A 20340-nucleotide genomic window follows, 5' to 3' on the forward strand; every position below is an offset into this window, starting at 1 on the left:
CACGGTTCAGAACGGATAAGAACTCAAAAGAGCGCCGCAACAACGGCGCTCTTTCCTTTTGGACGCCTACGGCAGATCCCGAGCCTCCCGGCTCGACGCAAACCACAGCCAAAGCGCCGCCTGCATGGCGAGCACCGCCAAGGTCACGACCTGGTGTGCTTCGGCGCGCGATAGGCCCGTTTCCATCCAGGCCAGCACCGGTCCGATCGCCGCCTGCAATATGAAAGCGATCAGCATGCACACGAGGTTGAGCGTCGTGTTGACCCGGCCGGCCAACTCGGGCGCGAAGGCGCGTGTCACCAGCGCGTAGCAGACCACCGGCATGCCGCCGAACATCACATAGGCGAACCACAGGAGCTTGGGCGCCGCCGTGAGGTTGAGTGCGATCGGAATGTGGATCGCGAGGAACAGCATCCCGTAGACCAGCAGCACGCGGCCGCCGCGGATGCCGCGCTTGTGCAGCAGGTCGACGATCATGCCGCTGAAGAAATAGCCGGGCACGATGGCGATCGAGAGCGCGAACAGTGCGACGCCGACCGACGGCTCGTCGAGATGCGCCACGTCGCGCAGCCAGCCGGCGGCCCAGAAGCTCGCGTAGCAGATCCAGACACCCAGCGAGAAAGTGGGCGCGAGGCCGGCGCTCCAGAACAGTCGCGACTTCAGGACACCCGCCAGGCCGCGCAGCTCGTCGCCCAGCCGGCCCTTGCCGCCGCGTTCGTAGGCCGGTGCGGCGAGGAGTTGGTAGAGCGCGACCGCGACGGTGATCGCGGCGAGACCCAGAAAGACCTGCCGCCAGTCGAAGTCGACCAGCAGCCACTGCACCGGCCGCGTCGCCATCGCGGCGCCCAGCCCGCCGAAGGTCATCATGATCGCATTGACCAGCGGCAGGCGTTCGATTGGCCAGTAGAGGACATTGGCCTTGAAGCCGCACATCAGCGCGACCGACAGGCCGAGCCCGATCAGCGCGCGGCCGATGCTGAGCGTCACGACATCCTGGCCGAGCGCGAACACCACGGCACCGAGCGCGGTCGCCAGCAGCATGACCGGCGCCACGCGGCGCGGTCCGAACCGGTCGAGCGCCACGCCAGCGGGAAGCTGGGCCACCACGAAGGCCGCGAGATACATCGAGGTGACGACACCGATGGCGGCCTCGTCGAGGCCGAGTTCGCTGCGCAGCGCCGGCGCCACCACGGCGTTCAGCGAGCGGAACAGGAAGCTCAGGAAATAGCCGAGGGCAAACGGCAGGAACGCCGTCAGGACGAGCTTCAAGATCGATCGCCCGTCCGTGCGAATACCGCGCTCGCATGCACGATGCGCTCCTCGCCGACCTTGAGGTAGCAGTTCGCAAACGCCAAGCGTCCGCCGACCTTGTGCACGTCGACATGGGCTTCCACCCAATCGCCGATCTTCGCCGAACCGGCGAAGTCGGTCTTCACGCTGGCGGTGACGATCAGCGGCGAGGGCGTCTGGCTGCGCGTCGTGCGATAGCCCAGCGAGATGTCGCACAGGGTCATCAGGATGCCGCCATGGGCGACGCCGCGCGCGTTGGCATGCCTGGGCTGGATGCGCAGGCCGACCACGAAGGTGCCGTCGCCGTTCTCGCGATAGAAGAACGGCCCGTTATGGTCGAGGAACGGGCTGGTGCGAAACAGCGGCTTGAAGCCCACTGGAGGATCGGTGACGGGCGGGTTGCTGTCGGTGTTCTCCATGATCACGCACCGAGATCGGCGGCAACGGCGCGGCGCTGCTCGACCGTGACGTCGACCTTGGGACCGAACCACGCCTCGAAGCCCGGCCGGCCCTGGTGCAGCAGCATGCCGAGCCCATCGACGCAGCGATTGCCGCGCGAGCGCGCGGACGCCAGCAGATGCGTTTCGAGCGGCACGTAGACGATGTCGTAGACCGCCGCCTCGCGCGGCAGGGGGTTGAGATCGATATCGAGCCCCGGCTGGCCCTTCATGCCGAGCGAGGTCGTGTTGACCAGCAGGGTCGCGCCCTTCAGCAGATCCGAGCGCTCGTTCCAGGAGCCGACCACGATGCGCTGGCCGCCCGCGGGCGTGAAGGCGACGCCGAGATCGACGGCGGTCTCGCGCGTGCGGTTCACCAGCCGCAGCTCCGGCACGCCGGCGTCGATCAGGCTCGCGACGACGGCACGAGCGGCGCCACCGGCGCCCAGCACGACCACGGGCCCGGCCTCGGCCGTCCAGTGCGGCGCGTTGTATTTCAGCGCTTCGAGGAAGCCGAAACCGTCGGTGTTGCGGCCTTCCAGAGAGCCGTCGGCCTGCTTCACCACCGTGTTCACCGCGCCGATGCGTTGGGCCACGGGATCGATGCGATCGAGCAACGGCATGATCTCGATCTTGTGCGGCAGGGTGAGATTGCAGCCGCGGGCGTTGGGCGTGGCGCGCAGGAACGCGACCAGCTCCTCCAGCGCCGCGCGCTTCGGCTCGACGGGCAGGCGGCCGTAGTGACCTTTGATGTGATGCTGCTTCAGCCAGAAGCCGTGCAGCGCGGGCGAGCGTGAATGCTCGACCGGCCAGCCGACGATGGCGGCGAAGGGGCGGCCGGCGGCCTCGGCGAGAAGCGTATCGTATGCACTCATGCGTCCTTCTCCAGGCCGATGCCGTGTCCAGCGAGGAACGAGAGCAGCGGCAGCAGCGGCAGGCCGAGGATGGTGAAGTAGTCACCCTCGACCCTGGTGAAGAGATGCGCGCCCACGCCTTCGAGCTGGTAGGCACCCACTGAACCGGTCACCGCTTCGCCGGCGCGGGCAAGATAGGCATCGAGAAAGGCATCGGTTAGCGACCGCATGGTGAGCCGTGCATGTTCGTTGCAATGCCACAGACGCCCACCGCCCTTGGCGACGACGACCGACGAATGAAGTTCATGCGTCTGGCCGGCGAGCGCCTGCAGTTGCACGCGGGCGGCCGCCATCGTCGGCGGCTTGTCGAACAGGCGACCGTTGCAGGCGAGCGTCGAGTCCGCGCCGATCACCATCGCCTCGGGATGGCGCATCGAGACGCGCTTCGCCTTCAACTCGGCCAGCGTCTCGGCGATGTCCTGTGGAGTCGCCTTCTCGGCCGCGAGGCTCAGCTTCACCTCGTCCTCGTCGACGCCCGACGTTTCGACCGTGAAATAGAGGCCGGCATTCTGCAGCATCTGCCGGCGCGAGGAGCTGGCGGAAGCGAGGATCAGCATGGGCGTTACGCAGGCTCCAGGCGATAGAGGCCCCCACTGTCGGTGTGGGTGACCAGGTAGATGAGGCCGTCCGGCCCCTGACGAACGTCGCGGATATAGGGAAGCAGGTCGACGAGCAACCGCTCTTCCCCGACGTAACGGTCGCCGTCGAGCTCGATGCGGACCAGCGCATTGTCCGACAGGGCGCCTGTGAAGACCGAGCCCTTCCAGCCGGGGAAACGATCACCGGTGTAGAAGGCGAGTCCGCTCGGCGAGATCGACGGCACCCAGACGCGCACCGGGTCTTCCATGCCGGGCAGGCTCTTGTTCGGACTGATCGTCGCGCCGCTATAGTCGATGCCGTGGGTGGCGCGCGGCCAGCCATAGTTGGCGCCGGCCTTCAGCAGGTTGAGTTCGTCGCCGCCGCGCGGCCCGTGCTCGATCTCCCAGATGCGGCCGGTGCCGGGATGCATCGCCATGCCCTGCGGATTGCGATGACCCCAAGTGAAGATCTCCGGCCGCGCCCCTTCGCGGCCGACGAAGGGATTGTCGGGCGGGATCGAACCGTCGTCGCGCAGCCGCACGACCTTGCCGCCGAGATCGGCCAGGTTCTGCGCGCGCTGCATCTGGTAGCGCTCGCCGCAGGTCACGTAGAGCAGGCCGGCCTGGTCGAAGACGACACGCGAGCCGAAATGCAGGCTGCCCGACGTGCGCGGCAGGGCCTCGAAAATGCGCTGCAGGCCCTGCAGCGCATTGTTGCGGAACTCGGCCCGCGCCAGCACCGTCGCCGCGCCGCCGTCGCCTTCGCCGGAATAGGTGAGATAGAGCAGGGAATTCTGTGAGAAGCGGGGATGCAGGCAGACATCGAGCAGGCCGCCTTGGCCGCGGGCATAGACCTTGGGGATGCCGCCGACCGGCGCCCGTTCGAGCCGGCCGTTGGCGAAGATCCGCAGCCGGCCCGGCCGCTCGGTGATCAGCAGCCGGCCATCGGGCAGGAAGGCCATGCCCCACGGCTGCTCGAGGTCCAGCGTGAGCATCCGGAGGCTGTAGGAAGCCTTGGCACTGCGAAGCACCTGCTGGGCGTGCGCGACGGAAGGGATAATGGCGGGTGCAGCCAGAATGGTCGCCGTCGTGGCGGCGAGCAGGCGGCGGCGTCCGATAAAGACCTTCCTGGGCATAAACTCTCCTGACGAAGGCCGCGCCGGGCTGGCGCCTGCAAGGCCGCTGATTATACTCGACGTTCGCAAGCGGGAGGCGTTCCTCGGCCGCCGCGGCAAGGGGAGAATTGTTAAATGTCGAAGTCCATCCTGATTCATGAAAATGGCGGCCCGGAGAAGATGCAGCTCGAGGAGGTCGAGGTCGGCAAGCCCGGACCCGGCCAGGTCAAGCTGCGTCACACGGCGATCGGCCTCAACTTCATCGACGTCTACACCCGCTCCGGCCTCTACCAGACGCCGCTGCCCAACGCGGTCGGCCGCGAGGCGGCCGGCGTCATCGTCGAGGTCGGCCCCCGGGTGAAGGGCTTCAAGAAGGGCGACCGCGTCGCTTACTGCGGCGTGCTGGGCGCCTACTGCCAGGAGCGCCTGATGGGCGTCGACCAGCTCGTGAAGGTGCCGGCGGGCGTGAGCGACGAGCAGGCCGCCGCGATCATGCTGAAGGGCATGACGACCGAGTATCTCGTCGACCAGACCGCCAAGGCCTGGCTGAAGAAGGGCGACACGATCCTGTTCCATGCCGCCGCCGGCGGCGTCGGGCTGCTGTTCGGCCAGTGGGCCAAGGCGCGCGGCTACAAGGTGATCGGCACGACCTCGTCGCCCGAGAAGGCCGCGCTGGCCAAGAAGAACGGCTACAAGTGGGTGATCGACTACACCAAGCAGGACATCGTCACCGAGGTGAAGAAGATCACCAAGAACAAGGGCGTGCCCGTCGTGTTCGACGGCGTCGGCAAGGATACATGGGCGGCTTCGCTCGACTGCCTGCAGCCGCGCGGCCTGATGGTCTCGTTCGGCAACGCCTCGGGCGCCGTCGCGCCGATCCCGCTCGGCATCCTCAACACCAAGGGCTCGCTCTACGTGACGCGTCCCAGCCTCGGCGCCTACACCGCCACCCGCGCCGACCTCGAAGCCAGCGCCCGCTCGCTGTTCAAGATGGTGAAGAGCGGCAAGGTGAAGATCGCCATCGAGCAGCACTATCCGCTGGCCGAGGCCGCCCAGGCCCATATCGACCTGGAGAGCCGCAAGACCACGGGCCAGACCGTCCTGGTTCCCTGATCCTGCGGATTGCGTCGCCGTAGATGGTCATCGTCGGGCTGACCGGCTCGATCGGCATGGGCAAATCGACCGCAGCGAAGATGCTGCGGGAGATGGGCGTGCCCGTGTACGACGCCGATGCCGCCGTCCATGCGCTGCAGGCGCCGGGCGGCGCGGCGCTGCCCGGCATCGAGGCGGCGTTTCCCGGCGTGGTGAAGGCGGGCGTGCTCGACCGTCAGGCGCTGGGCGCACGTGTCTTCGGCAACAAGGAAGCGCTGCGCCGGTTGGAGGCGATCGTGCATCCGCTGGTCGGCCAGAAGCAGCGTGCCTTCCTGCGGCGCGCTGCGCTTGCGGGCGAGAAGCTGGTCGTGCTCGACATCCCGCTGCTGTTCGAGGGGATGGGCGAGCGGCGCGTCGATGCCACTTTGGTGGTGAGTGCGCCGGCCTTCCTGCAGCGCCGCCGCGTCATGGCCCGCCCGGGCATGACCGTGGAAAAATTCGAAGGCATCCTGCGCCAGCAGGTGCCGGACGCACTGAAGCGGCGCAAGGCCAGCATCGTGATCCCGACCGGCATGGGCCTCGCGCCCACACGCGCCGCACTTTCCAGGGCCATCGCCGAGTTGCGCGGCCTGCACGGGAGTTTCTGGCCATCCAATCCGTGGCGGGAGAAATTCACAGCCCGCCTCGCGCGTGCGCATCGCAAGTAGGCCGGCAACTGGGCTACAAGATCGGGATGCGTGAAGTCGTCCTCGATACCGAGACCACGGGCCTCGATCCTCTCGCCGGCCATCGCGTGGTCGAGATCGGCTGCATCGAGCTGGTCAACCTGGTGGCCACCGGCCGTTCCCTGCAGCTCTACCTCAATCCCGAGATGCCGATGCCGGCCGGCGCCCAGGAAGTGCACGGCCTCACCGACGAATTCCTGGCCGACAAGCCGCTGTTCGCCGACAAGGCGGAGGAATTGCTCGAGTTCCTGGGCGATGCCCAGCTCGTCATCCACAATGCGCAATTCGACCTGGGCTTCCTGAACGCCGAATTCGCGCGCGTGGGCAAGCCCAAGCTCACGAACGACTATGTCGACACGGTCTCGCTGTCGCGGCGGAAGTTTCCCGGCCAGCGCGCCAGCCTAGACGCTTTGTGCGATCGCTTCGGCATCGACAACACCAAGCGCACCAAGCACGGCGCGCTGCTCGATTCGGAGCTGTTGGCGGAAGTCTATCTGGAGCTGAGCGGCGGCCGGCAGCGCGATCTCGGCCTGGCCCCGGAGATGGCGGCGGCGGGACTCGGAGCGGGCATGGGCCTGGTTCAGACCCGCCCGATGCGGCCGCCCCGCCCGCACGCGGCAAGCCCTGCCGAGCTCGCCGCGCATGCGGAGTTCCTGAACAAGATCAGCGACCCGCTCTGGCTGAAAGTCGACGCCGCCTAGCTCAGGCGTGGCCGACCGGACCGGTGGGAGCGCCCGGCACCTGGCCGCCGGCAGCCTCGAGCTGCTGGCGATAGAGCGCCACGAAATCGACCGGGGCGATGTTGAGCGGCGGGAAGCCGGCCTCGCGCGTGGCGTTGGCCACGATGGCGCGGGCGAACGGGAAGAGCAGGCGCGGCGTCTCGATGAACAGCATCGGGCCGAACGCTTCCTGGGGGATCTCGCCCAGGGTCACGGTGCCGGCATAGACCAGCTCGAGCATGAACAGCGGCTCTTTCTCCGGCGTGAGCGCGGAGGCCTCGATGGTCAGCGACACTTCGAAGGTCTTGGTGTCGAACTGGCGGTTGGCCACCTGAACGTTCAACGTGAGCTGCGGCGTCGTCTGTTCGATCAAGCTCTGCGGCGCACGCGGATTCTCGAAGCTGAAATCCTTGATGTACTGGCCGTGCATGGTGAGCGGCGCGGCGGGACCCGCCTGGGCGGTCTGGCCGGAGGGCGGGGCGGACGGCGGAGGTGTGGTCGTCATGGCGCTCTTTCCAATCGTCTTGGACAAACGTTTGCTGCGGCGCGGCGGTACCATGCAGGGCTGCACTGCACAAGCTGCGGGCGGGATCGCGCGGCCTTTGATTGCCAAGGCGAGGACCAGCGGTGAAAATGACAGTTCCGCTATTTGCACGCTCCGGCAGTCCATGAATCGCTCCTCTTCGCGCCCCCTGATCGGTATTCCCGCCTGCCTCAAGGAGAACGGCCGGGGCGGCTGGCATCACACGGTCGGCGAGAAATACGTCCAGGCCGCGGTCCGCGCCGTCGGCGGCCTGCCGGTCGTCATCCCGGCCATCGGTGCCGAGTTCGGCGACGAGCCCGGCTTCATCGAAGCGATGGACCGCCTGCTCGACGGTCTCGACGGCGTGCTGCTGACCGGCAGCCCGTCGAACGTCGAGCCGCATCACTATGGCAAGGAGAGCCGCGAAGGGACGCTGCACGACCGCGCGCGCGATTCCACGACCCTGCCGCTGATCCGGCACGCGATCGATCGTGGCGTGCCGCTGTTCGCGATCTGCCGTGGCCTGCAGGAGGTCAATGTCGCGCTGGGCGGTTCGCTGCACCAGCATGTGCATGAGGTCGAGGGACGGCGCGATCACCGCTCGCCCAAGTCGCCCGACACCGACGTGAACTATGCGCCGGCCCACGACATCGACGTGGCCGAAGGCGGCCTGCTGCAAACCCTGCTGGGCGAGAAGCGCGTGAGGGTGAACTCGCTGCACGGGCAGGGCGTCGACGTGCTGGCGCCGCGGGCGCGGCTCGAAGCGACCTGCTGCGACGACGGACAGGTCGAGGCGCTGAGCGTGCCCGACGCGCCGGGCTTCGTGCTCGCGCTGCAATGGCACCCCGAATACAAGGCGCTCGAGAATCCGGTCTCGATGAAGCTGTTCGACGCCTTCGCCGCGGCGTGCCGGGCCCGCATGACGGCGCGCGCCGCGCCGATGCTGCGCGCCGCCGAATAGGAAGGAACCATGTCCGCGCCGACAACTGGCAACAACGCGCGGCGCGATTTCTACGAGCGCATCGGCAGCCTCTCGATGGCGCCGCTCTGGGAATCGCTGCACCAGCTCGTGCCGCCCAAGCCCGCCCCCAAGTATCAGGCCGCGCACTGGGATTACGACAGAGTGCGGCCGTTCCTGATGGAATCGGGCTCGCTCATCACCGCCAAGGAAGCGGTGCGGCGGGTGTTGATCCTCGAGAATCCCGCGATGGCGGGGAGCGCCTGCATCACGCCGACGCTCTATGCCGGCCTGCAGCTCATCCTGCCGGGCGAGGTGGCGCCCAGCCATCGCCACACCCAGTCGGCGCTGCGCTTCATCGTCGAGGGCGAAGGCGCCTACACCGCGGTCGACGGTGAGCGCACGATCATGCACGAGGGCGACTTCGTCATCACGCCGACCTGGACCTGGCACGATCACGGCAATGATTCGTCCAATCCCATGGTGTGGCTGGACGGGCTCGACATCCCGCTGGTCGCGATGTTCAACGCGGGCTTCGCCGAAAACGGCGAGACCGACGAGCAGGTCGTGACGACGCCGCAGGGCACGTCCGATGCGAAGTATGCGAGCGGTCTCCTGCCGGTGGACTGGAAGCCCGCGAAGCAGACCTCGCCGATCTTCAACTATCCCTATGCGCGCACGCGCGAGGCGCTGCACGGTCTCGCCAGGGCGGGTGAGCCCGATCCCTGCCACGGCTACAAGCTGCGCTACGTCAATCCGGCGAGCGGCGGCGCGCCGATCGCCACCATGGGCACCTTCATGCAGCTCCTGCCCAAGGGCTTTGGGACGTCGCCTTATCGCAGCACCGACGGCACGGTCTTCTCGGTCGTCGAGGGTGAGGGCGAAAGCCGGATCGGCGACACGGTGATGCGCTGGAAGAAGCGCGACCATTTCGTCGTGCCGAGCTGGGCGAAGGTCGAACATCGCGCCGACAGCGCCGCGGTGTTGTTCTCTTTTTCCGATCGCCCGATTCAGGAAAAGCTCGACCTGTGGCGCGAGGATCGCGGCGGTAAGTAGACTCTCCGGTCGAGACGACGGGTTTTACTTTTCGAGCCAACCCGCTTCCCTGACGCTGTCGCGATAGGTCTTGCTGACCGGCACGTGCAGGCCATTGCGCAGGATCAAGACGAGCCGACCGGCCGTTCGATCGACCGAGGCGACCGCGCCTTCCGCCACCCACCAGGAACGATGGACCTGCCGCCCGCGCTCGGGCCCCAGTTCGGCCAGCGCATCGCGCAGGCGCATCAGCACGAGGTCGCTGCCCAGCGTGGTGTGTATGCGGAGATAGTGGTCCTCCATCTCCAGCGCCAGCAGGTCGCGACCCAGGGCCGGCGGGACGCGGCGCAGGAAGTCGGGGGCTGCCGGAGGGGCCGAGTCGATCTCGGGGGCGGCGGGCGCTTGGGGCAACGCGACGACCCGGGCCAGTTCGGCGTCGGCTTTCGCCCGCAGGCGCTGCTCGACGAACAGGCCGATCATCACCGAGACGACCACGGTCAGGAAGGCGTTCTCGGGATAGAGCTTCGGCACCAGGGAAAACGGGATCGGTCGCACGAGCCATGAATGAACGGCGACGATCTCGAAGGTGCTGGGTATCGCCGCCAGCAGGCCGACCAAGGTCATGCGACTCGCCACCGGCCAGCGGTCGATCGGCTCGATGGTGCCGAACCAGGCGGCGAGCAGGACGACCTGGATCCAGCTCAGGGCACCGACGATGCCGAAATGGGCCAGCCGCTGCCCGAGGTCCATGCGCTCGTAGGTGCCGAACGGTCCCAGCACGGCCAGGAGGACGGCGACGCCGAGCACCGGCAGCAGCTGGTACGGAAGCGACCGGACGTAGGGCGATTCGCGCATCGTGAACGGATGAATGACGGCAGATCGCGAAAAACGCCAGCACTTCCACGTAGCGACGATGGATCGCGAGCCGCCCTGCACGGAAGGTGAGGCCAACGCCGTCCTCTCCGGAGCTCATCATGTCGTCGCCGTTACAGGTCGTTCTCCAGATCGTCACGAACACCCCGCTCTGGGTGTGGCCGCTGATGGCCCTCACCGTCTGGCTGGGGGTGAAGGGGCTGCGGACCCGGACCCTGCCGTTGTGGCGGCTGGCGATCCTGCCGGTCGTCGGGCTGGTCTTCTCCTTCGTCGGCATCGGCCAGTCGCCCCGGCCGGCGCTGGCCTTGGTCGCCTGGCTGGCGGCGTTGGCGCTCGCCCTGCCGCTGGGCTTCCTGCTGGGCCGCCGCCGCGCCGTGCGCCACCTCGACGATGGTCGCCTGGAACTCGGCGGCGGCTGGTTCATGCTGGTCTTCGGCATCTCGATCTTCGCCGCTCGCTACGCGCTGGGCGTCGTCTTCGGGATGGCGCCGGCGCTCCGGGCCGATCCGGCGTGGATTGCCCTGGCCAGCGGTGTCGGCGGCTTCGTGGGCGGAATCGGCCTGGGTTGGCTGGGCGGCGTGGCTGGCCGGTCCAGCCGCTGGGTCCGGCGTCTCGGCTGGGTGCCCGCGATCTTCCTGCTCGCCGTTGTCGCGGGTCTCGGCGGCGTCATCGTCTTCAGCACACCGGGTGAACTGCCGCGCCTGCTCGCGGGCGATTCGCTGCCCGGCATGTCGACCTGGAACTGGGCCGAGCTTCCGCCAGTCCAGCGTGTCGTCGCACGCGACGGCGCGCCGCTCGCCTACCGGGTCTATCCGGCCCGTGCTGACCGCGCCGTCGTGCTCGTCCACGGCTCGTCGAGCGCCAGCATCTCGATGCACAAATCGGCGCAGGCGCTACAGGCGGCGGGCGCCACGGTCTACTCGATCAGCCTGCGCGGCCATGGCGGCAGCGGCACGACCATCGGCGACACCTCGTATCGCGCCCAGCTCGACGACGATCTCATGGACTTCCTCAAGGCGACCGGTCTTGCCGATCCGAAGATCCAGAAGACGCTGATCGGCTTCTCGTCCGGCGGCGGCTTCGTGCTGCGCACGGCGAGCGGCACCGACCGGCAGGCCTTCGATGCCTATCTCGCGATCTCGCCCTTCGTCGCGCAGGACTCGCCCACGACGCGCCCTGCCTCCGGCGGTTGGGCCAGCGTGGCCGTGCCGCGCGTGGTCGCGCTCACCATCCTCGATGGATTGGGCATGCCCTGGTTCCAGGGCCTGCCGGTCGTGCGCTTCGCCACGGCTTCGGGGCCGAGCGAGAATCGCACGCCGGCCTATTCGTTCCGGCTGGCCGCGGGCCTGCAGCTCAGCCGCGACTGGCGGAGCGACATCGCGCGCATCGATCGACCGACGATCGTCGCCGTCGGCGCGAACGACGAGCTGTTCTACGCGGAGCAGTACGCGCCCCTGCTGAAGGACCTCAATCCGCGCATTTCCGTGGAAGTCGTTCCCGGCCTCGGCCATCTCGACATGATCGCGCAGGAGCGGGCCTGCGCAGCCGTCGCCGCCCTGTGGCGACGGCTGTCGGGTGAGAGCGGGACCTGAACGATGCCCGCTCAGTTCCAAACGGCGATGTCGACCAGCTTGCCGTTCATGCCCTTCACGGCGCCGACCGGCGTGGCCTTCCCGCTCGCGAGATCGATCGTGTAGAGCGTGCCGCCGCCGATCAGCCAGGCGGTGTTCTTGCCTTCGCCCTCGTTGGCGATGTCCATCACGACATCGGGCGCGCCGGTGATGCCGACCGCACCGCGCGTCTTCAGGACACCGTCGTTCGGCGGGTTCTGCAGGACCAGCCCGCCGGTGCCGCCATCGACATGGAACAGCTCGGTCGCCTTCGCGCCCTTCATCGAGTTGGTGTAGGCGCCGGCCGCCACCATCGGCTTCTTGCCGGTGTTGGCGTCGGCGGCCTCGTAGTTCAGCGGCTTGTCGACGGTGGTCGCGCCGGTATCGACGTTGATGCGCAGGCTGACGCCGTCGGCCGCGATCACGCGCAGCCGGTCGGCCACAGGGTTGAAGTCGACGACGGGACGGGCGCCGAGCACGACCTTCTCCGACAGCATGCTGCCGGGCGTGGCCGTGCCGGTGGCCGGATCGATGGTGACGAGCTGGCCCGTCTCGGTCAGGCCCCACAACTTGCCGTCGGCCGGACGTACGTCGATACCGACGATCTTGCCCGTGCCGGAGATTGCCATCGGCGCCGACGCCTGCATGCTGCCGGTGTCGATCTTGACCAGCTTGTTGTCGTTGGTAAGGCCCACCAGTGTGCCGGCCTGCGCAGCAACGGACGCCGTGCCAACGGCGAGCGCAAGCAGCGAAGCGCCGCCGAGACGCGCAAGGGTGTTACGCGCGGAGCGGTTCTTGATCGCCATCGAGTGGTCCTCCTGTTTCCAATTATCGTGCGGATGCACGAGTCTTAGACGCAGCAGGTCTGCGATCCGGATTGCAGAGGTAACGCAGTCGTGAGAGCGCCCTCAGTCTCGGCTGATTTCCTCTCGCGTGGGAATCCGCCCTTCGGGCGTGAGCTCGTTGATCGTCTCCGGGAGCTTCCTGCTGAGACCGGCCAGCAATTCGTCTTTGCTGAGGCCCGTGCGTTCGGTGAGGAACGCGATCTGCTCCTCCCTGAGAACCTTTGAAAGATCATTGGCCGTTACCGGCTTGTTCTCACCCGCAGCGATCCACGACTCGACAGCCGGACCTTTGCCGGCCGCCTGGAATTGCCGCACGAGATCCATCATGCCGCCGGTCAGCAATGCGCCGACGAAGCCGCGGGTCGTGCCGTCGGTCGGCTTGGCGGCGGTGCCGCCGAACAGGCTTCCCAACGGGCTGTTGCGGAGCATGCCTTCGAGGCTTCCAGGCGATTGATCGCCCACCCTCTGGCCGGCCGCACCCGGCTTCACGCCATTCCAGGCAAGCAGGCCAAGAACCGCCGTCGTCAGAGGAGAAACGGCGCCATTGTTTCGCGGTGAGAACATGTCGAGAAGGCCCATGGATCAGTCCTCTTCAAGAGAGAGCCTGATCAACGAGCCTTTCGATGCAGCGTTGCGGTTTGCCGAAAAGGCTAGCCCTTGTTGGTGCCGCCCTTCACCGAGGTGAGTTCCTCGTCGTGCGGCTTCACGGGCGCGGCCTGAACGAACGACACCGGATCGCTGCCGGGAAAGCTTTCCTTCAGCGCGGCGTCGAGTTTGCGATCCAGTACTTTCTCCGCCGATTCGCCCGGCTTGGGGGTAATGGCGGCGGGTTCAGCCGGCTTGCCGGCATCGCGCTTCATCTGAAGGCGCTGTGCCTGAACTTCCTGTTCGAGAATCTTGAGATCGGCCGCATCGCGCTCCGATGCTTCAGGGGCTGCCGCCACCTTCTTGGCATTGCGCAGCTTCTCGACATTATCCTTCAGTTCCGTGCGGACACTGTCCATCCCGGCCTCCTGTTCGATAGCGTGCGTCCGATGTGGACGCTTCTCCCGAACAACAAGATTTGCCGGCAAAAGTTGCAGAATCTTTGGAGAGGGTTCGGGCCCTAGGCCACGCGCTTTTTTTGTGCGGCGATGGAACCGGCGCACTGGTCGGGGGGAAGCGGCCGCAGTTGCGTGTCGTAAGCGTCGGCGAACTCGGCACGGAACTGGCCGTCGCGCTGGTACATCGACACGAAAAGCGTGCAGGCGTCCGACTTGTAGCGCAGCACGCGGGCCGGCCCGTCCTTGCGGTCGAGCTGCGGCGCGCCGAACAGGGCCACGAGCTGCGGCTCGTCGAGGCCCTTGATACGGTCGGCGGGGATCGGCGAGCCGGCGTTGCGCGAGCTGAACACGCCCGTCTCCCCCGCACCTAGCGAATATTCCTGGGTCCCGCCCGTCTGGCAGCCTCCCAGCAGGAGGAAGACGGCGAGCGCCGCAAAAGCAGGTTTCATGGCCGCACTTTAACGCGGCGGCAGCGGCCGGTTAAGGGGTGGCTTCAGCGTTTGCGCGATATGGACCATCGCCGCCACGCCGAGGACCGGCACGATCAGGTTGAGGATCGGGATGGTGCCGAGGAAGACGATGGCGGCGCCGGTGAGCCACAGGGTGCCGGCATTGGCCTTGCGCCAGGCCCTGACCTCGGCCGGGTCGCGCCGGCGCAGCGCCACCTGCTCGTAATATTCGCGGCCGGCCAGCCAGCCGTTGACGCCGTAGAACAGCACCGCGCCCAGCCCGGCGATGAACAGCGCCACGATATAGAAGGGCAGCATCACCAGGTTGATCGCCAGCAGGGCGAACAGGAACAGGATGCCCGACCAGAGTCCGGTCCACACCGGGATCCCGCGCGCCGGCCCGAGCTGCGGATAGTGTCTGGCTTCGACGATGTCGGCGATCTTCTCCATGAAGATCGAGATCACGATGCCGAAGCTCGCCGGGAACAGCATGAGCGCCAGCACCGCCACGGCGCCGCCGCCCAGCCAGCGGATGGTCTCGTTCACCCAGTTCCACTCGAACGTGGCGAAGGATTGCAGCGCCCACCAGGCCAGCACGCCCAGCCCGATCTGCAGCACCAGCGACAGCGCCAGCGATTGCCAGACGACGACGCGCAGCTTGGGATCGCCAAGCTGCTGCACCGCCAGTTCGAAGGCGCGGATCATGCGCTTGTTATCAGGCCTGCGGGCCGACGACGCCGGCCGCCTTCAGCTCGCCGATCTCCTTGGCCGAGAAGCCGCGCTCGCTCAGGATCTCGTCGGTGTGCTGGCCGCGCTTGGCCGCCGGGCCCTTCACGCCTTCCTTGGTGCGCGAGAAGCGCGGCGCGGCGGCGGGCTGCGGGAAGCCGGCCACGTCGACATAGGCGTTGCGCGCCTTGGCGTGGGCGTGGCCCGGCGCCTCCGTCATGGTCAGCACCGGCGCGAAGCAGATGTCGGTGCCTTCCATGATCTCGCACCATTCGTCGCGAGTCTTGGTCTTGAAGATGCCGGCCAGGCGGCTCTTGAGCTGCGCCCAGGCCTTGCGATCCATCTGCGCCGGCAGCGATTCGTCCTTGAGACCAGTCTTTTCGAGCAGCAGGGCGTAGAACTGCGGCTCGATCGAGCCGATGCAGACATGCTTGCCGTCCCTGGTCTCGTAGGTGCCGTAGAAGTGCGCGCCGCCGTCGAGCAGGTTCGATTCACGCTCCTCACAATTCCAGAGACCGGCGCCGGTCATGCCGTAGAGCGCACCGAGCAGCAGCGCCGTGCCGTCGACCATGGCGGCATCAACCACCTGGCCCTTGCCGGAGCGCCCCGCCTCGAGCAGGCCGCACACCATGCCGAAGGCCAGCAGCATGCCGCCGCCGCCGAAATCGCCCACGAGGTTGAGCGGCGGTGTCGGCCTGTCCTTGCCGCCGATCGCGTGCAGCGCGCCGGTCAGTGCGATGTAGTTGATGTCGTGGCCCGCGGCCTTGGCGAGCGGGCCTTCCTGGCCCCAGCCGGTCATGCGGCCATAGACCAGCTTCGGGTTGCGCGCGAGGCAGACCTCGGGGCCGAGGCCCAGCCGCTCGGCGACGCCGGGGCGGAACGGCTCGGTCATGCCGTCGGCCTTTTCGATCAGGCGCAGCACGACCTCGACACCTTCCTTGCTCTGCAGGTCGACCGACACCGAGCGGCGGCTGCGATTGTGAACCGCGAACTTCGGATCGGCGAGACGGTCCATGACATGCGCCTTGGTGCGGTCGACGCGGATCACGTCGGCACCCATGTCGCCCAGCATCATCGAACACATCGGGCCGGGGCCGATTCCGGCCAGTTCGACGATCGTCAATCCCGAGAGCGGACCCGCCATGATTTTCCTCCTGCAGAATGCGCGTTCTTCTGTCGGGCGATGGTAGCCGAAGGGTTCGGCGTTACAAAACGCATCACCCGGTCTAAAGTTCGCGCCGCGAAGTGGGATGGTCGGAGGAAACGGGATGGGGTTGGGCCGCATTGTCGTGTCGGCGGCGCTTGCGTTCGGCGTAACCGGTAGCGCGTGGGCGCAGCAGGCGGAAACACCGCCGCCGCCCAAGGAATACGGCCAGCAGTTCCTGGTGCCGGGATCGTGGTTCCACGGCGTGCACGGGCTTGCCTTCAACAAGGATGACCAGCTCTTCGCCGGCTCGGTGGTCGGACAGACCCTCTATCGCGTGCAGGTCGATTCGGGTGAGGTCGATCGCGTGATCGATCCGCCGACCGGCATGGCCGACGACATCGCCTTCGCCGACGACGGCACCATGGCCTGGACCTCGTTCCTGATCGGCAAGGTTTACATCCGCCGGCCGGGCGGCGAGCCCGTCGAAGTGGCCTACGGCATGAGCGGCCCCAACTCGATCGCCTTCGGCAAGGACGGGCGTTTGTTCGTCTCCGAGGTCTTCCTGGGCGATGCGCTCTACGAGATCGACATCCGCAATGCCGGCAAGCCGAACTCAGGCTTCAAGTCGCTGGGTCGCGGCGAGCTGCGCCGCATCGCCGAGAAGCTGGGCGGCCTGAATGGCTTCGAGGTCCACAAGGACGACGGCTTCCTCTACGGCCCGCTCTGGTTCAAGGGCGAGATCGTGAAGGTCAATCTCGAGAGCGGCGCCACCGAGGTCATCGCCTCGGGCTTCAAGACCCCGGCCGCCGCCAACATCGATCCGCAGAACCGCGACAACGTCTATGTCGTCGACACCGGCACCGGCGGCATCTGGAGCGTGAGCCTCACCAGCAAGGCCAAGAAGCTGGTCGCCTCGATGAAGCCCGGCCTCGACAATCTCGCCTTCGATTCGCGCGGCCGCCTGTTCGTGACCTCGATGACCGACAACGGCATCTACCTGGTCGACAAGCAGACCGGCGCGCACCGCACCATCGTCGAGGGCAAGCTCGCCGTGCCGACCGACCTCGCCGTCACCAGCGAAGGCGGCAAGGACACGGTGCATGTGGCCGATGTGTTCAGCTATCGCACGGTCGACGGCGCCAACGGCGACGTGACCGACGTGCTGCGTGTCCATGGCGATACGCACGCCTATCCGGTCGGCATCTCGATCGGGCCGAAGAACGTGCTGCTCTCGAGCTGGTTCTCCAACACCGTCGAGAAGGTCGACCGCAAGACCGGCAAGCTGGTGGCGACGCTCGGCGAGTTCGCGGCACCCGTCGATGCGGTCGAGTTCGCCGACGGCACGATCTACGTGGCCGAGCTGGGAAGCGGCAACCTCGTGAAGGTGAGCGCCGACGGCAAGGAACGCAGCACCGTCATGAAGGAGCTGCGCGGCCCGGTCGCCATGGTCCACGGCGCGGGCCCGCTGATCTACATCACCGAGATTTCGGCCGGCGTGGTCACCGAGATCGATGTCGTCGCAGGCACGCGCAAGGTGGTGGCCGACAATCTCACCGGCCCGGAAGGCATCGACCTCGGACCCGACGGCAAGCTCTACGTCGCTGAAGTCGGCCAGAAGCGGGTCGTTTCCATCGATCCCGCGACCGGCGCGAAGACGGTGATCGCCTCCAACCTCGACATCGGCCTGGCGCCGTTCCCCGGCGGGCCGCCGGCGCTGGTGCCGACCGGCGTCGCGGTCGGCCGCACGGGCATCGTCTATGTCAGCGCCGACATCCGGAACTCGCTCTACAAATTGACGCCTCCTTAGCCATGGAGCGCGCCACTCCAGTGGCGCTCATGATTCAAGATCCGAGCGCCACTGGAGTGGCGCGCTCCGATGAGGGTTGAAATGGCCGGCATTCCGTTCATCAGGGATTTCAAGTTCGACTACGGCACGGCGATGGAAGTGACGCCGCTGATCCGCCGGGTCGTCGCCAACAATCCCAGTCCCTTCACCTTCAAGGGCACCGGCACCTACATCATCGGCCACGGCAATGTGGCGGTCGTCGATCCCGGTCCCGACGATCAGGAACATATCGACGCCGTGCTGCGCGCGCTGCGCGGCGAGACGGTGACGCATATCCTGGTGACGCACACCCATATCGACCATGTGCCGGCGACGCCGGCGCTCGCCAAGGCGACCGGCGCCAAGGTCTACAGCTATGGTCCGCATCCGACGCCCGAAGGCGTCACGACCGAACAGGCGGGCGACTTCTCCTTTGCGCCCGACATCAAGCTGAACGACGGCGACGTGATCGAGGGCGACGGCTGGAACGTCGAGGCGGTCTACACGCCCGGCCACATCTCCAACCATCTCTGCTTCGCGGTGAAGGAAGACAAGGCGCTGCTCTCGGGCGACCATGTCATGGGCTGGTCGACGGCGGTGATCTCGCCGCCCGACGGCAACATGGCCGACTACTTCGCCTCCTTGCGCAAGCTGCTGCCGCGCGACGAGAGCCTCTACATCCCGACGCACGGCGCCGAGATCCGTGATCCCAATCCGTTCGTGCAGGCCTATATCGAGCATCGGCTGGGTCGCGAGGCGCAGATCATCGCGCGACTCAAGGACGGGCCGCAGACCGTCCCGCAGATGGTCGCCAAGAACTACGCCGACACCCCGATCCATCTTCATCCGGCGGCCGGCCGCTCGATGCTGGCCCATCTCGTCCAGATGGTGAAGGACGGACGGGTCAAGACCGAGGACGGACGCGCGACGATCGACAGCGTCTACCGGCTGTAGCAGGCCGAACAAACGAAATAAACGAAATAAACGAAACAGACGAATCGAAGAGAGGCGGCTCCTGTCGCGGTAACCCGGTAACGAATCAATGTTGCTCGCCGGTACTTCTCAGAAACCTGTTTAAACAGCCTGCCAGGGGGAACGACCAATGGACATGAAGCTTTCCGGCAAGACCGTGCTGATCACCGGCGGCAGCCGCGGCATCGGCTTCGCCTGCGCCATGGGCTTCGCGGCCGAGGGCTGCACGGTGCATATCGCCTCGCGCTCCAAGGAATCGCTTGAGAGCGCGCGAGAGAAGATCCGCGCCCGCCACAACGTGCCGGTCGAGATCCATCCCTCCGATTTCTCGAACGGCGACACGGCGCGCAGCGTCGTCGAGGCGGTCGGCCATGCCGACATCCTGGTGAACAATGCCGGCGCCATCCCGCAGGGCGACATCCTCGGCATGACCGAGCCCAAGTGGCGCGAGGCCTGGGACCTCAAGGTGTTCGGCTACATCAACGCCACGCGCGCCATGCTGGAGAAGATGTATGCGCACAAGAAGGGCGTGGTGGTGAACGTGATCGGCCTCGCGGGCGAGAGCTACAATTACGACTACGTCGCCGGCACGATGGGCAATGCCGGCATCATGGCCTTCACCCGCGCGGTGGGATCGAAGAGCGTCGATCACGGCGTGCGCGTGGTCGGGATCAATCCGCCGGCCACCCGCACCGACCGCATGCTGACGCGGCTGCGCACCGTGGCCGAACAGAAGTTCGGCGATCCCGAGCGCTGGCCCGAGCTCACCAAGCACATGCCGTTCGGCCGTGCCGCCGAGCCCGACGAGGTCGCCGACCTCGCCGTGTTCCTGGCCTCCGACCGCGCCAGCTACATCAGCGGCGTGGTCATGACGCTGGATGGCGGGCAGGCGGCCCGCCATTAGTCGGGTGGTCGCTCTTCCTTCGACGCTCTCGGACATTGCCTAGGGCAATGTCCTGCCGCTCCTGGGGCTGAGCTTCGCTCAGCCTAGTAAACCTGACGCATCACCTGGGCGGCGAAGCCGTCGACGGCCGACTTCTTCTGCGCTTCGCTGAGCTTGCTGTCAGCGGCCACGGCCGGGCAGTAGGCGGTGACGAGATAGTTCACCAGCTCGGCGCTCTCGACGCCGGGATAGCGGATGCGGAGATCGGCCGTCGCCGAGGCGATCGCATTGAACGTGTCGCCGCCCGCGAGCTGCTTGCCGACGGCGGCCATCTGGGCCGGGGTTTCCTTCAGGATGCCGGGCTTGGCCGTCGGCTGCGGCTTGGGGCAGTCGAGTGCCAGGGCGGAGCCGGCCGAAGCGGCGAAGAGGACGGCGGCCAGGGTGGCAAGGCGAAACATGGATCGGTCTCCCGTGATGATGTCCCGAAAGCGATAGCAAAACCGGAATCAATAGTCCTCCGGAACTGCAAGCGCCCGGTCGCATTCACTTTGTCGGCGCGATTCGTCGTCGCCAGTCGTATG

General features: G+C 67.1%; 23 protein-coding genes. 9 read left to right on the plus strand and 14 right to left on the minus strand.

All coding sequences use genetic code 11. The annotated features are described in order from the left end of the window. Positions 1-66 precede the first annotated feature (66 nt). The 5 genes from AC1ROX_RS01105 to AC1ROX_RS01125 are packed head-to-tail and all read right to left on the minus strand — an operon-like array spanning position 67 to position 4355. Entirely contained in the window at positions 67-1269 is a 1203-nt protein-coding gene (locus AC1ROX_RS01105) for an MFS transporter (protein ID WP_493121581.1), read from the minus strand. Further along, on the minus strand, positions 1266-1709 hold the full coding sequence (locus AC1ROX_RS01110) for a PaaI family thioesterase (RefSeq protein WP_493121583.1): 444 nt from the start codon (positions 1707-1709) through the stop codon (positions 1266-1268). Before AC1ROX_RS01110 ends, AC1ROX_RS01105 begins: the two co-directional genes overlap by 4 nt. A 2-nt stretch (positions 1710-1711) precedes the next feature. Continuing rightward, positions 1712-2602, minus strand: coding sequence for a shikimate dehydrogenase (locus AC1ROX_RS01115; RefSeq protein WP_493121584.1), 891 nt, complete (start codon positions 2600-2602; stop codon positions 1712-1714). Then, the gene (locus AC1ROX_RS01120; protein ID WP_493121586.1) at positions 2599-3198 is read right to left on the minus strand and encodes a Maf family protein; all 600 of its coding nucleotides are present in this window, start codon (positions 3196-3198) and stop codon (positions 2599-2601) included. Before AC1ROX_RS01120 ends, AC1ROX_RS01115 begins: the two co-directional genes overlap by 4 nt. Before the next feature lie 5 nt (positions 3199-3203). Further along, positions 3204-4355, minus strand: coding sequence for a PQQ-dependent sugar dehydrogenase (locus AC1ROX_RS01125; protein WP_493121587.1), 1152 nt, complete (start codon positions 4353-4355; stop codon positions 3204-3206). Between the two features lie 114 nt (positions 4356-4469). Here AC1ROX_RS01125 and AC1ROX_RS01130 point away from each other — a divergent pair, with 114 nt between their 5' ends. From AC1ROX_RS01130 to dnaQ, 3 genes are read left to right on the plus strand one after another with little or no spacing between them, the layout of a single operon-like run. Further along, a complete protein-coding gene (locus AC1ROX_RS01130) occupies positions 4470-5447 on the plus strand; it encodes a quinone oxidoreductase family protein (protein ID WP_493121589.1) in 978 nt (325 codons plus the stop codon). A gap of 23 nt (positions 5448-5470) precedes the next feature. After that, complete coding sequence (gene coaE / locus AC1ROX_RS01135; RefSeq protein ID WP_493121590.1) at positions 5471-6133, plus strand: dephospho-CoA kinase; 663 nt, start codon at positions 5471-5473, stop codon at positions 6131-6133. A gap of 26 nt (positions 6134-6159) precedes the next feature. Beyond that, positions 6160-6852: a DNA polymerase III subunit epsilon gene (gene dnaQ / locus AC1ROX_RS01140; protein WP_493121592.1), complete on the plus strand. Its 693-nt coding sequence runs from the start codon at positions 6160-6162 to the stop codon at positions 6850-6852. Between the two features lies 1 nt (position 6853). Here dnaQ and secB read toward each other — a convergent pair whose 3' ends face one another. Beyond that, positions 6854-7375, minus strand: coding sequence for a protein-export chaperone SecB (secB, locus tag AC1ROX_RS01145; protein ID WP_493121593.1), 522 nt, complete (start codon positions 7373-7375; stop codon positions 6854-6856). 163 nt (positions 7376-7538) lie between these two features. On the opposite strand from secB, the gene AC1ROX_RS01150 reads away from it, so the two are divergent. Beyond that, positions 7539-8354, plus strand: coding sequence for a gamma-glutamyl-gamma-aminobutyrate hydrolase family protein (locus AC1ROX_RS01150; protein ID WP_493121595.1), 816 nt, complete (start codon positions 7539-7541; stop codon positions 8352-8354). Between the two features lie 9 nt (positions 8355-8363). Continuing rightward, entirely contained in the window at positions 8364-9407 is a 1044-nt protein-coding gene (gtdA, locus tag AC1ROX_RS01155) for a gentisate 1,2-dioxygenase (RefSeq protein WP_493121596.1), read from the plus strand. A gap of 24 nt (positions 9408-9431) precedes the next feature. Here the strand turns inward: gtdA and AC1ROX_RS01160 are convergent, their stop codons facing one another. Then, positions 9432-10337: a LytTR family DNA-binding domain-containing protein gene (locus tag AC1ROX_RS01160; protein WP_493121598.1), complete on the minus strand. Its 906-nt coding sequence runs from the start codon at positions 10335-10337 to the stop codon at positions 9432-9434. Positions 10338-10360: 23 nt separating this feature from the next. Here AC1ROX_RS01160 and AC1ROX_RS01165 point away from each other — a divergent pair, with 23 nt between their 5' ends. Beyond that, positions 10361-11851 (plus strand): alpha/beta fold hydrolase, encoded by a 1491-nt coding sequence (locus AC1ROX_RS01165; protein ID WP_493121600.1) that lies wholly within the window; start codon positions 10361-10363, stop codon positions 11849-11851. A gap of 11 nt (positions 11852-11862) precedes the next feature. On the opposite strand, the gene AC1ROX_RS01170 is transcribed toward AC1ROX_RS01165, so the two are convergent. The 6 genes from AC1ROX_RS01170 to AC1ROX_RS01195 all read right to left on the minus strand — a co-directional run bounded on the left by AC1ROX_RS01170 (position 11863) and on the right by AC1ROX_RS01195 (position 16076). Next, positions 11863-12675, minus strand: coding sequence for a DUF4394 domain-containing protein (locus AC1ROX_RS01170; protein WP_493121601.1), 813 nt, complete (start codon positions 12673-12675; stop codon positions 11863-11865). Between the two features lie 102 nt (positions 12676-12777). After that, positions 12778-13293 carry a YidB family protein gene (locus AC1ROX_RS01175; RefSeq protein WP_493121603.1) on the minus strand — a complete coding sequence of 172 codons (516 nt, stop codon included), beginning with the start codon at positions 13291-13293 and terminating at the stop codon, positions 12778-12780. Between the two features lie 71 nt (positions 13294-13364). Then, the gene (locus AC1ROX_RS01180; RefSeq protein WP_493121605.1) at positions 13365-13718 is read right to left on the minus strand and encodes a hypothetical protein; all 354 of its coding nucleotides are present in this window, start codon (positions 13716-13718) and stop codon (positions 13365-13367) included. A 101-nt stretch (positions 13719-13819) separates the two neighbouring features. Continuing rightward, a complete protein-coding gene (locus tag AC1ROX_RS01185) occupies positions 13820-14206 on the minus strand; it encodes a hypothetical protein (RefSeq protein ID WP_493121606.1) in 387 nt (128 codons plus the stop codon). A gap of 9 nt (positions 14207-14215) precedes the next feature. Beyond that, the gene (locus tag AC1ROX_RS01190; protein ID WP_493121608.1) at positions 14216-14911 is read right to left on the minus strand and encodes an EI24 domain-containing protein; all 696 of its coding nucleotides are present in this window, start codon (positions 14909-14911) and stop codon (positions 14216-14218) included. Between the two features lie 10 nt (positions 14912-14921). Continuing rightward, complete coding sequence (locus AC1ROX_RS01195; RefSeq protein WP_493121609.1) at positions 14922-16076, minus strand: CaiB/BaiF CoA transferase family protein; 1155 nt, start codon at positions 16074-16076, stop codon at positions 14922-14924. Positions 16077-16200: 124 nt separating this feature from the next. On the opposite strand from AC1ROX_RS01195, the gene AC1ROX_RS01200 reads away from it, so the two are divergent. The 3 genes from AC1ROX_RS01200 (at position 16201) to AC1ROX_RS01210 (ending at position 19780) form a co-directional block, all read left to right on the plus strand. Beyond that, on the plus strand, positions 16201-17886 hold the full coding sequence (locus AC1ROX_RS01200; RefSeq protein WP_493121611.1) for an SMP-30/gluconolactonase/LRE family protein: 1686 nt from the start codon (positions 16201-16203) through the stop codon (positions 17884-17886). Between the two features lie 81 nt (positions 17887-17967). Beyond that, entirely contained in the window at positions 17968-18858 is an 891-nt protein-coding gene (locus AC1ROX_RS01205) for an MBL fold metallo-hydrolase (protein WP_493121612.1), read from the plus strand. 148 nt (positions 18859-19006) lie between these two features. Continuing rightward, positions 19007-19780: a short-chain dehydrogenase/reductase gene (locus AC1ROX_RS01210; RefSeq protein WP_493121614.1), complete on the plus strand. Its 774-nt coding sequence runs from the start codon at positions 19007-19009 to the stop codon at positions 19778-19780. A gap of 83 nt (positions 19781-19863) precedes the next feature. On the opposite strand, the gene AC1ROX_RS01215 is transcribed toward AC1ROX_RS01210, so the two are convergent. Beyond that, on the minus strand, positions 19864-20217 hold the full coding sequence (locus AC1ROX_RS01215; RefSeq protein WP_493121615.1) for a hypothetical protein: 354 nt from the start codon (positions 20215-20217) through the stop codon (positions 19864-19866). Between the last annotated feature and the right edge of the window lie 123 nt (positions 20218-20340).

This window comes from Reyranella sp. GW821-FHT14A01 (assembly GCF_058803965.1).

Excerpts from the sequence above, each read along its gene's own strand:
- AC1ROX_RS01185 (WP_493121606.1), bottom strand. The coding sequence starts at position 14,206 with ATGAAACCTGCTTTTGCGGCGCTCGCCGTCTTCCTCCTGCTGGGAGGC.
- coaE (WP_493121590.1), top strand. The coding sequence starts at position 5,471 with ATGGTCATCGTCGGGCTGACCGGCTCGATCGGCATGGGCAAATCGACC.
- AC1ROX_RS01175 (WP_493121603.1), bottom strand. The coding sequence starts at position 13,293 with ATGGGCCTTCTCGACATGTTCTCACCGCGAAACAATGGCGCCGTTTCT.
- gtdA (WP_493121596.1), top strand. The coding sequence starts at position 8,364 with ATGTCCGCGCCGACAACTGGCAACAACGCGCGGCGCGATTTCTACGAG.
- dnaQ (WP_493121592.1), top strand. The coding sequence starts at position 6,160 with ATGCGTGAAGTCGTCCTCGATACCGAGACCACGGGCCTCGATCCTCTC.
- AC1ROX_RS01170 (WP_493121601.1), bottom strand. The coding sequence starts at position 12,675 with ATGGCGATCAAGAACCGCTCCGCGCGTAACACCCTTGCGCGTCTCGGC.
- AC1ROX_RS01110 (WP_493121583.1), bottom strand. The coding sequence starts at position 1,709 with ATGGAGAACACCGACAGCAACCCGCCCGTCACCGATCCTCCAGTGGGC.
- AC1ROX_RS01210 (WP_493121614.1), top strand. The coding sequence starts at position 19,007 with ATGGACATGAAGCTTTCCGGCAAGACCGTGCTGATCACCGGCGGCAGC.
- AC1ROX_RS01150 (WP_493121595.1), top strand. The coding sequence starts at position 7,539 with ATGAATCGCTCCTCTTCGCGCCCCCTGATCGGTATTCCCGCCTGCCTC.
- AC1ROX_RS01120 (WP_493121586.1), bottom strand. The coding sequence starts at position 3,198 with ATGCTGATCCTCGCTTCCGCCAGCTCCTCGCGCCGGCAGATGCTGCAG.
- AC1ROX_RS01125 (WP_493121587.1), bottom strand. The coding sequence starts at position 4,355 with ATGCCCAGGAAGGTCTTTATCGGACGCCGCCGCCTGCTCGCCGCCACG.
- AC1ROX_RS01205 (WP_493121612.1), top strand. The coding sequence starts at position 17,968 with ATGGCCGGCATTCCGTTCATCAGGGATTTCAAGTTCGACTACGGCACG.
- AC1ROX_RS01200 (WP_493121611.1), top strand. The coding sequence starts at position 16,201 with ATGGGGTTGGGCCGCATTGTCGTGTCGGCGGCGCTTGCGTTCGGCGTA.
- AC1ROX_RS01195 (WP_493121609.1), bottom strand. The coding sequence starts at position 16,076 with ATGGCGGGTCCGCTCTCGGGATTGACGATCGTCGAACTGGCCGGAATC.
- AC1ROX_RS01215 (WP_493121615.1), bottom strand. The coding sequence starts at position 20,217 with ATGTTTCGCCTTGCCACCCTGGCCGCCGTCCTCTTCGCCGCTTCGGCC.
- secB (WP_493121593.1), bottom strand. The coding sequence starts at position 7,375 with ATGACGACCACACCTCCGCCGTCCGCCCCGCCCTCCGGCCAGACCGCC.
- AC1ROX_RS01190 (WP_493121608.1), bottom strand. The coding sequence starts at position 14,911 with ATGATCCGCGCCTTCGAACTGGCGGTGCAGCAGCTTGGCGATCCCAAG.
- AC1ROX_RS01180 (WP_493121605.1), bottom strand. The coding sequence starts at position 13,718 with ATGGACAGTGTCCGCACGGAACTGAAGGATAATGTCGAGAAGCTGCGC.
- AC1ROX_RS01115 (WP_493121584.1), bottom strand. The coding sequence starts at position 2,602 with ATGAGTGCATACGATACGCTTCTCGCCGAGGCCGCCGGCCGCCCCTTC.
- AC1ROX_RS01165 (WP_493121600.1), top strand. The coding sequence starts at position 10,361 with ATGTCGTCGCCGTTACAGGTCGTTCTCCAGATCGTCACGAACACCCCG.
- AC1ROX_RS01130 (WP_493121589.1), top strand. The coding sequence starts at position 4,470 with ATGTCGAAGTCCATCCTGATTCATGAAAATGGCGGCCCGGAGAAGATG.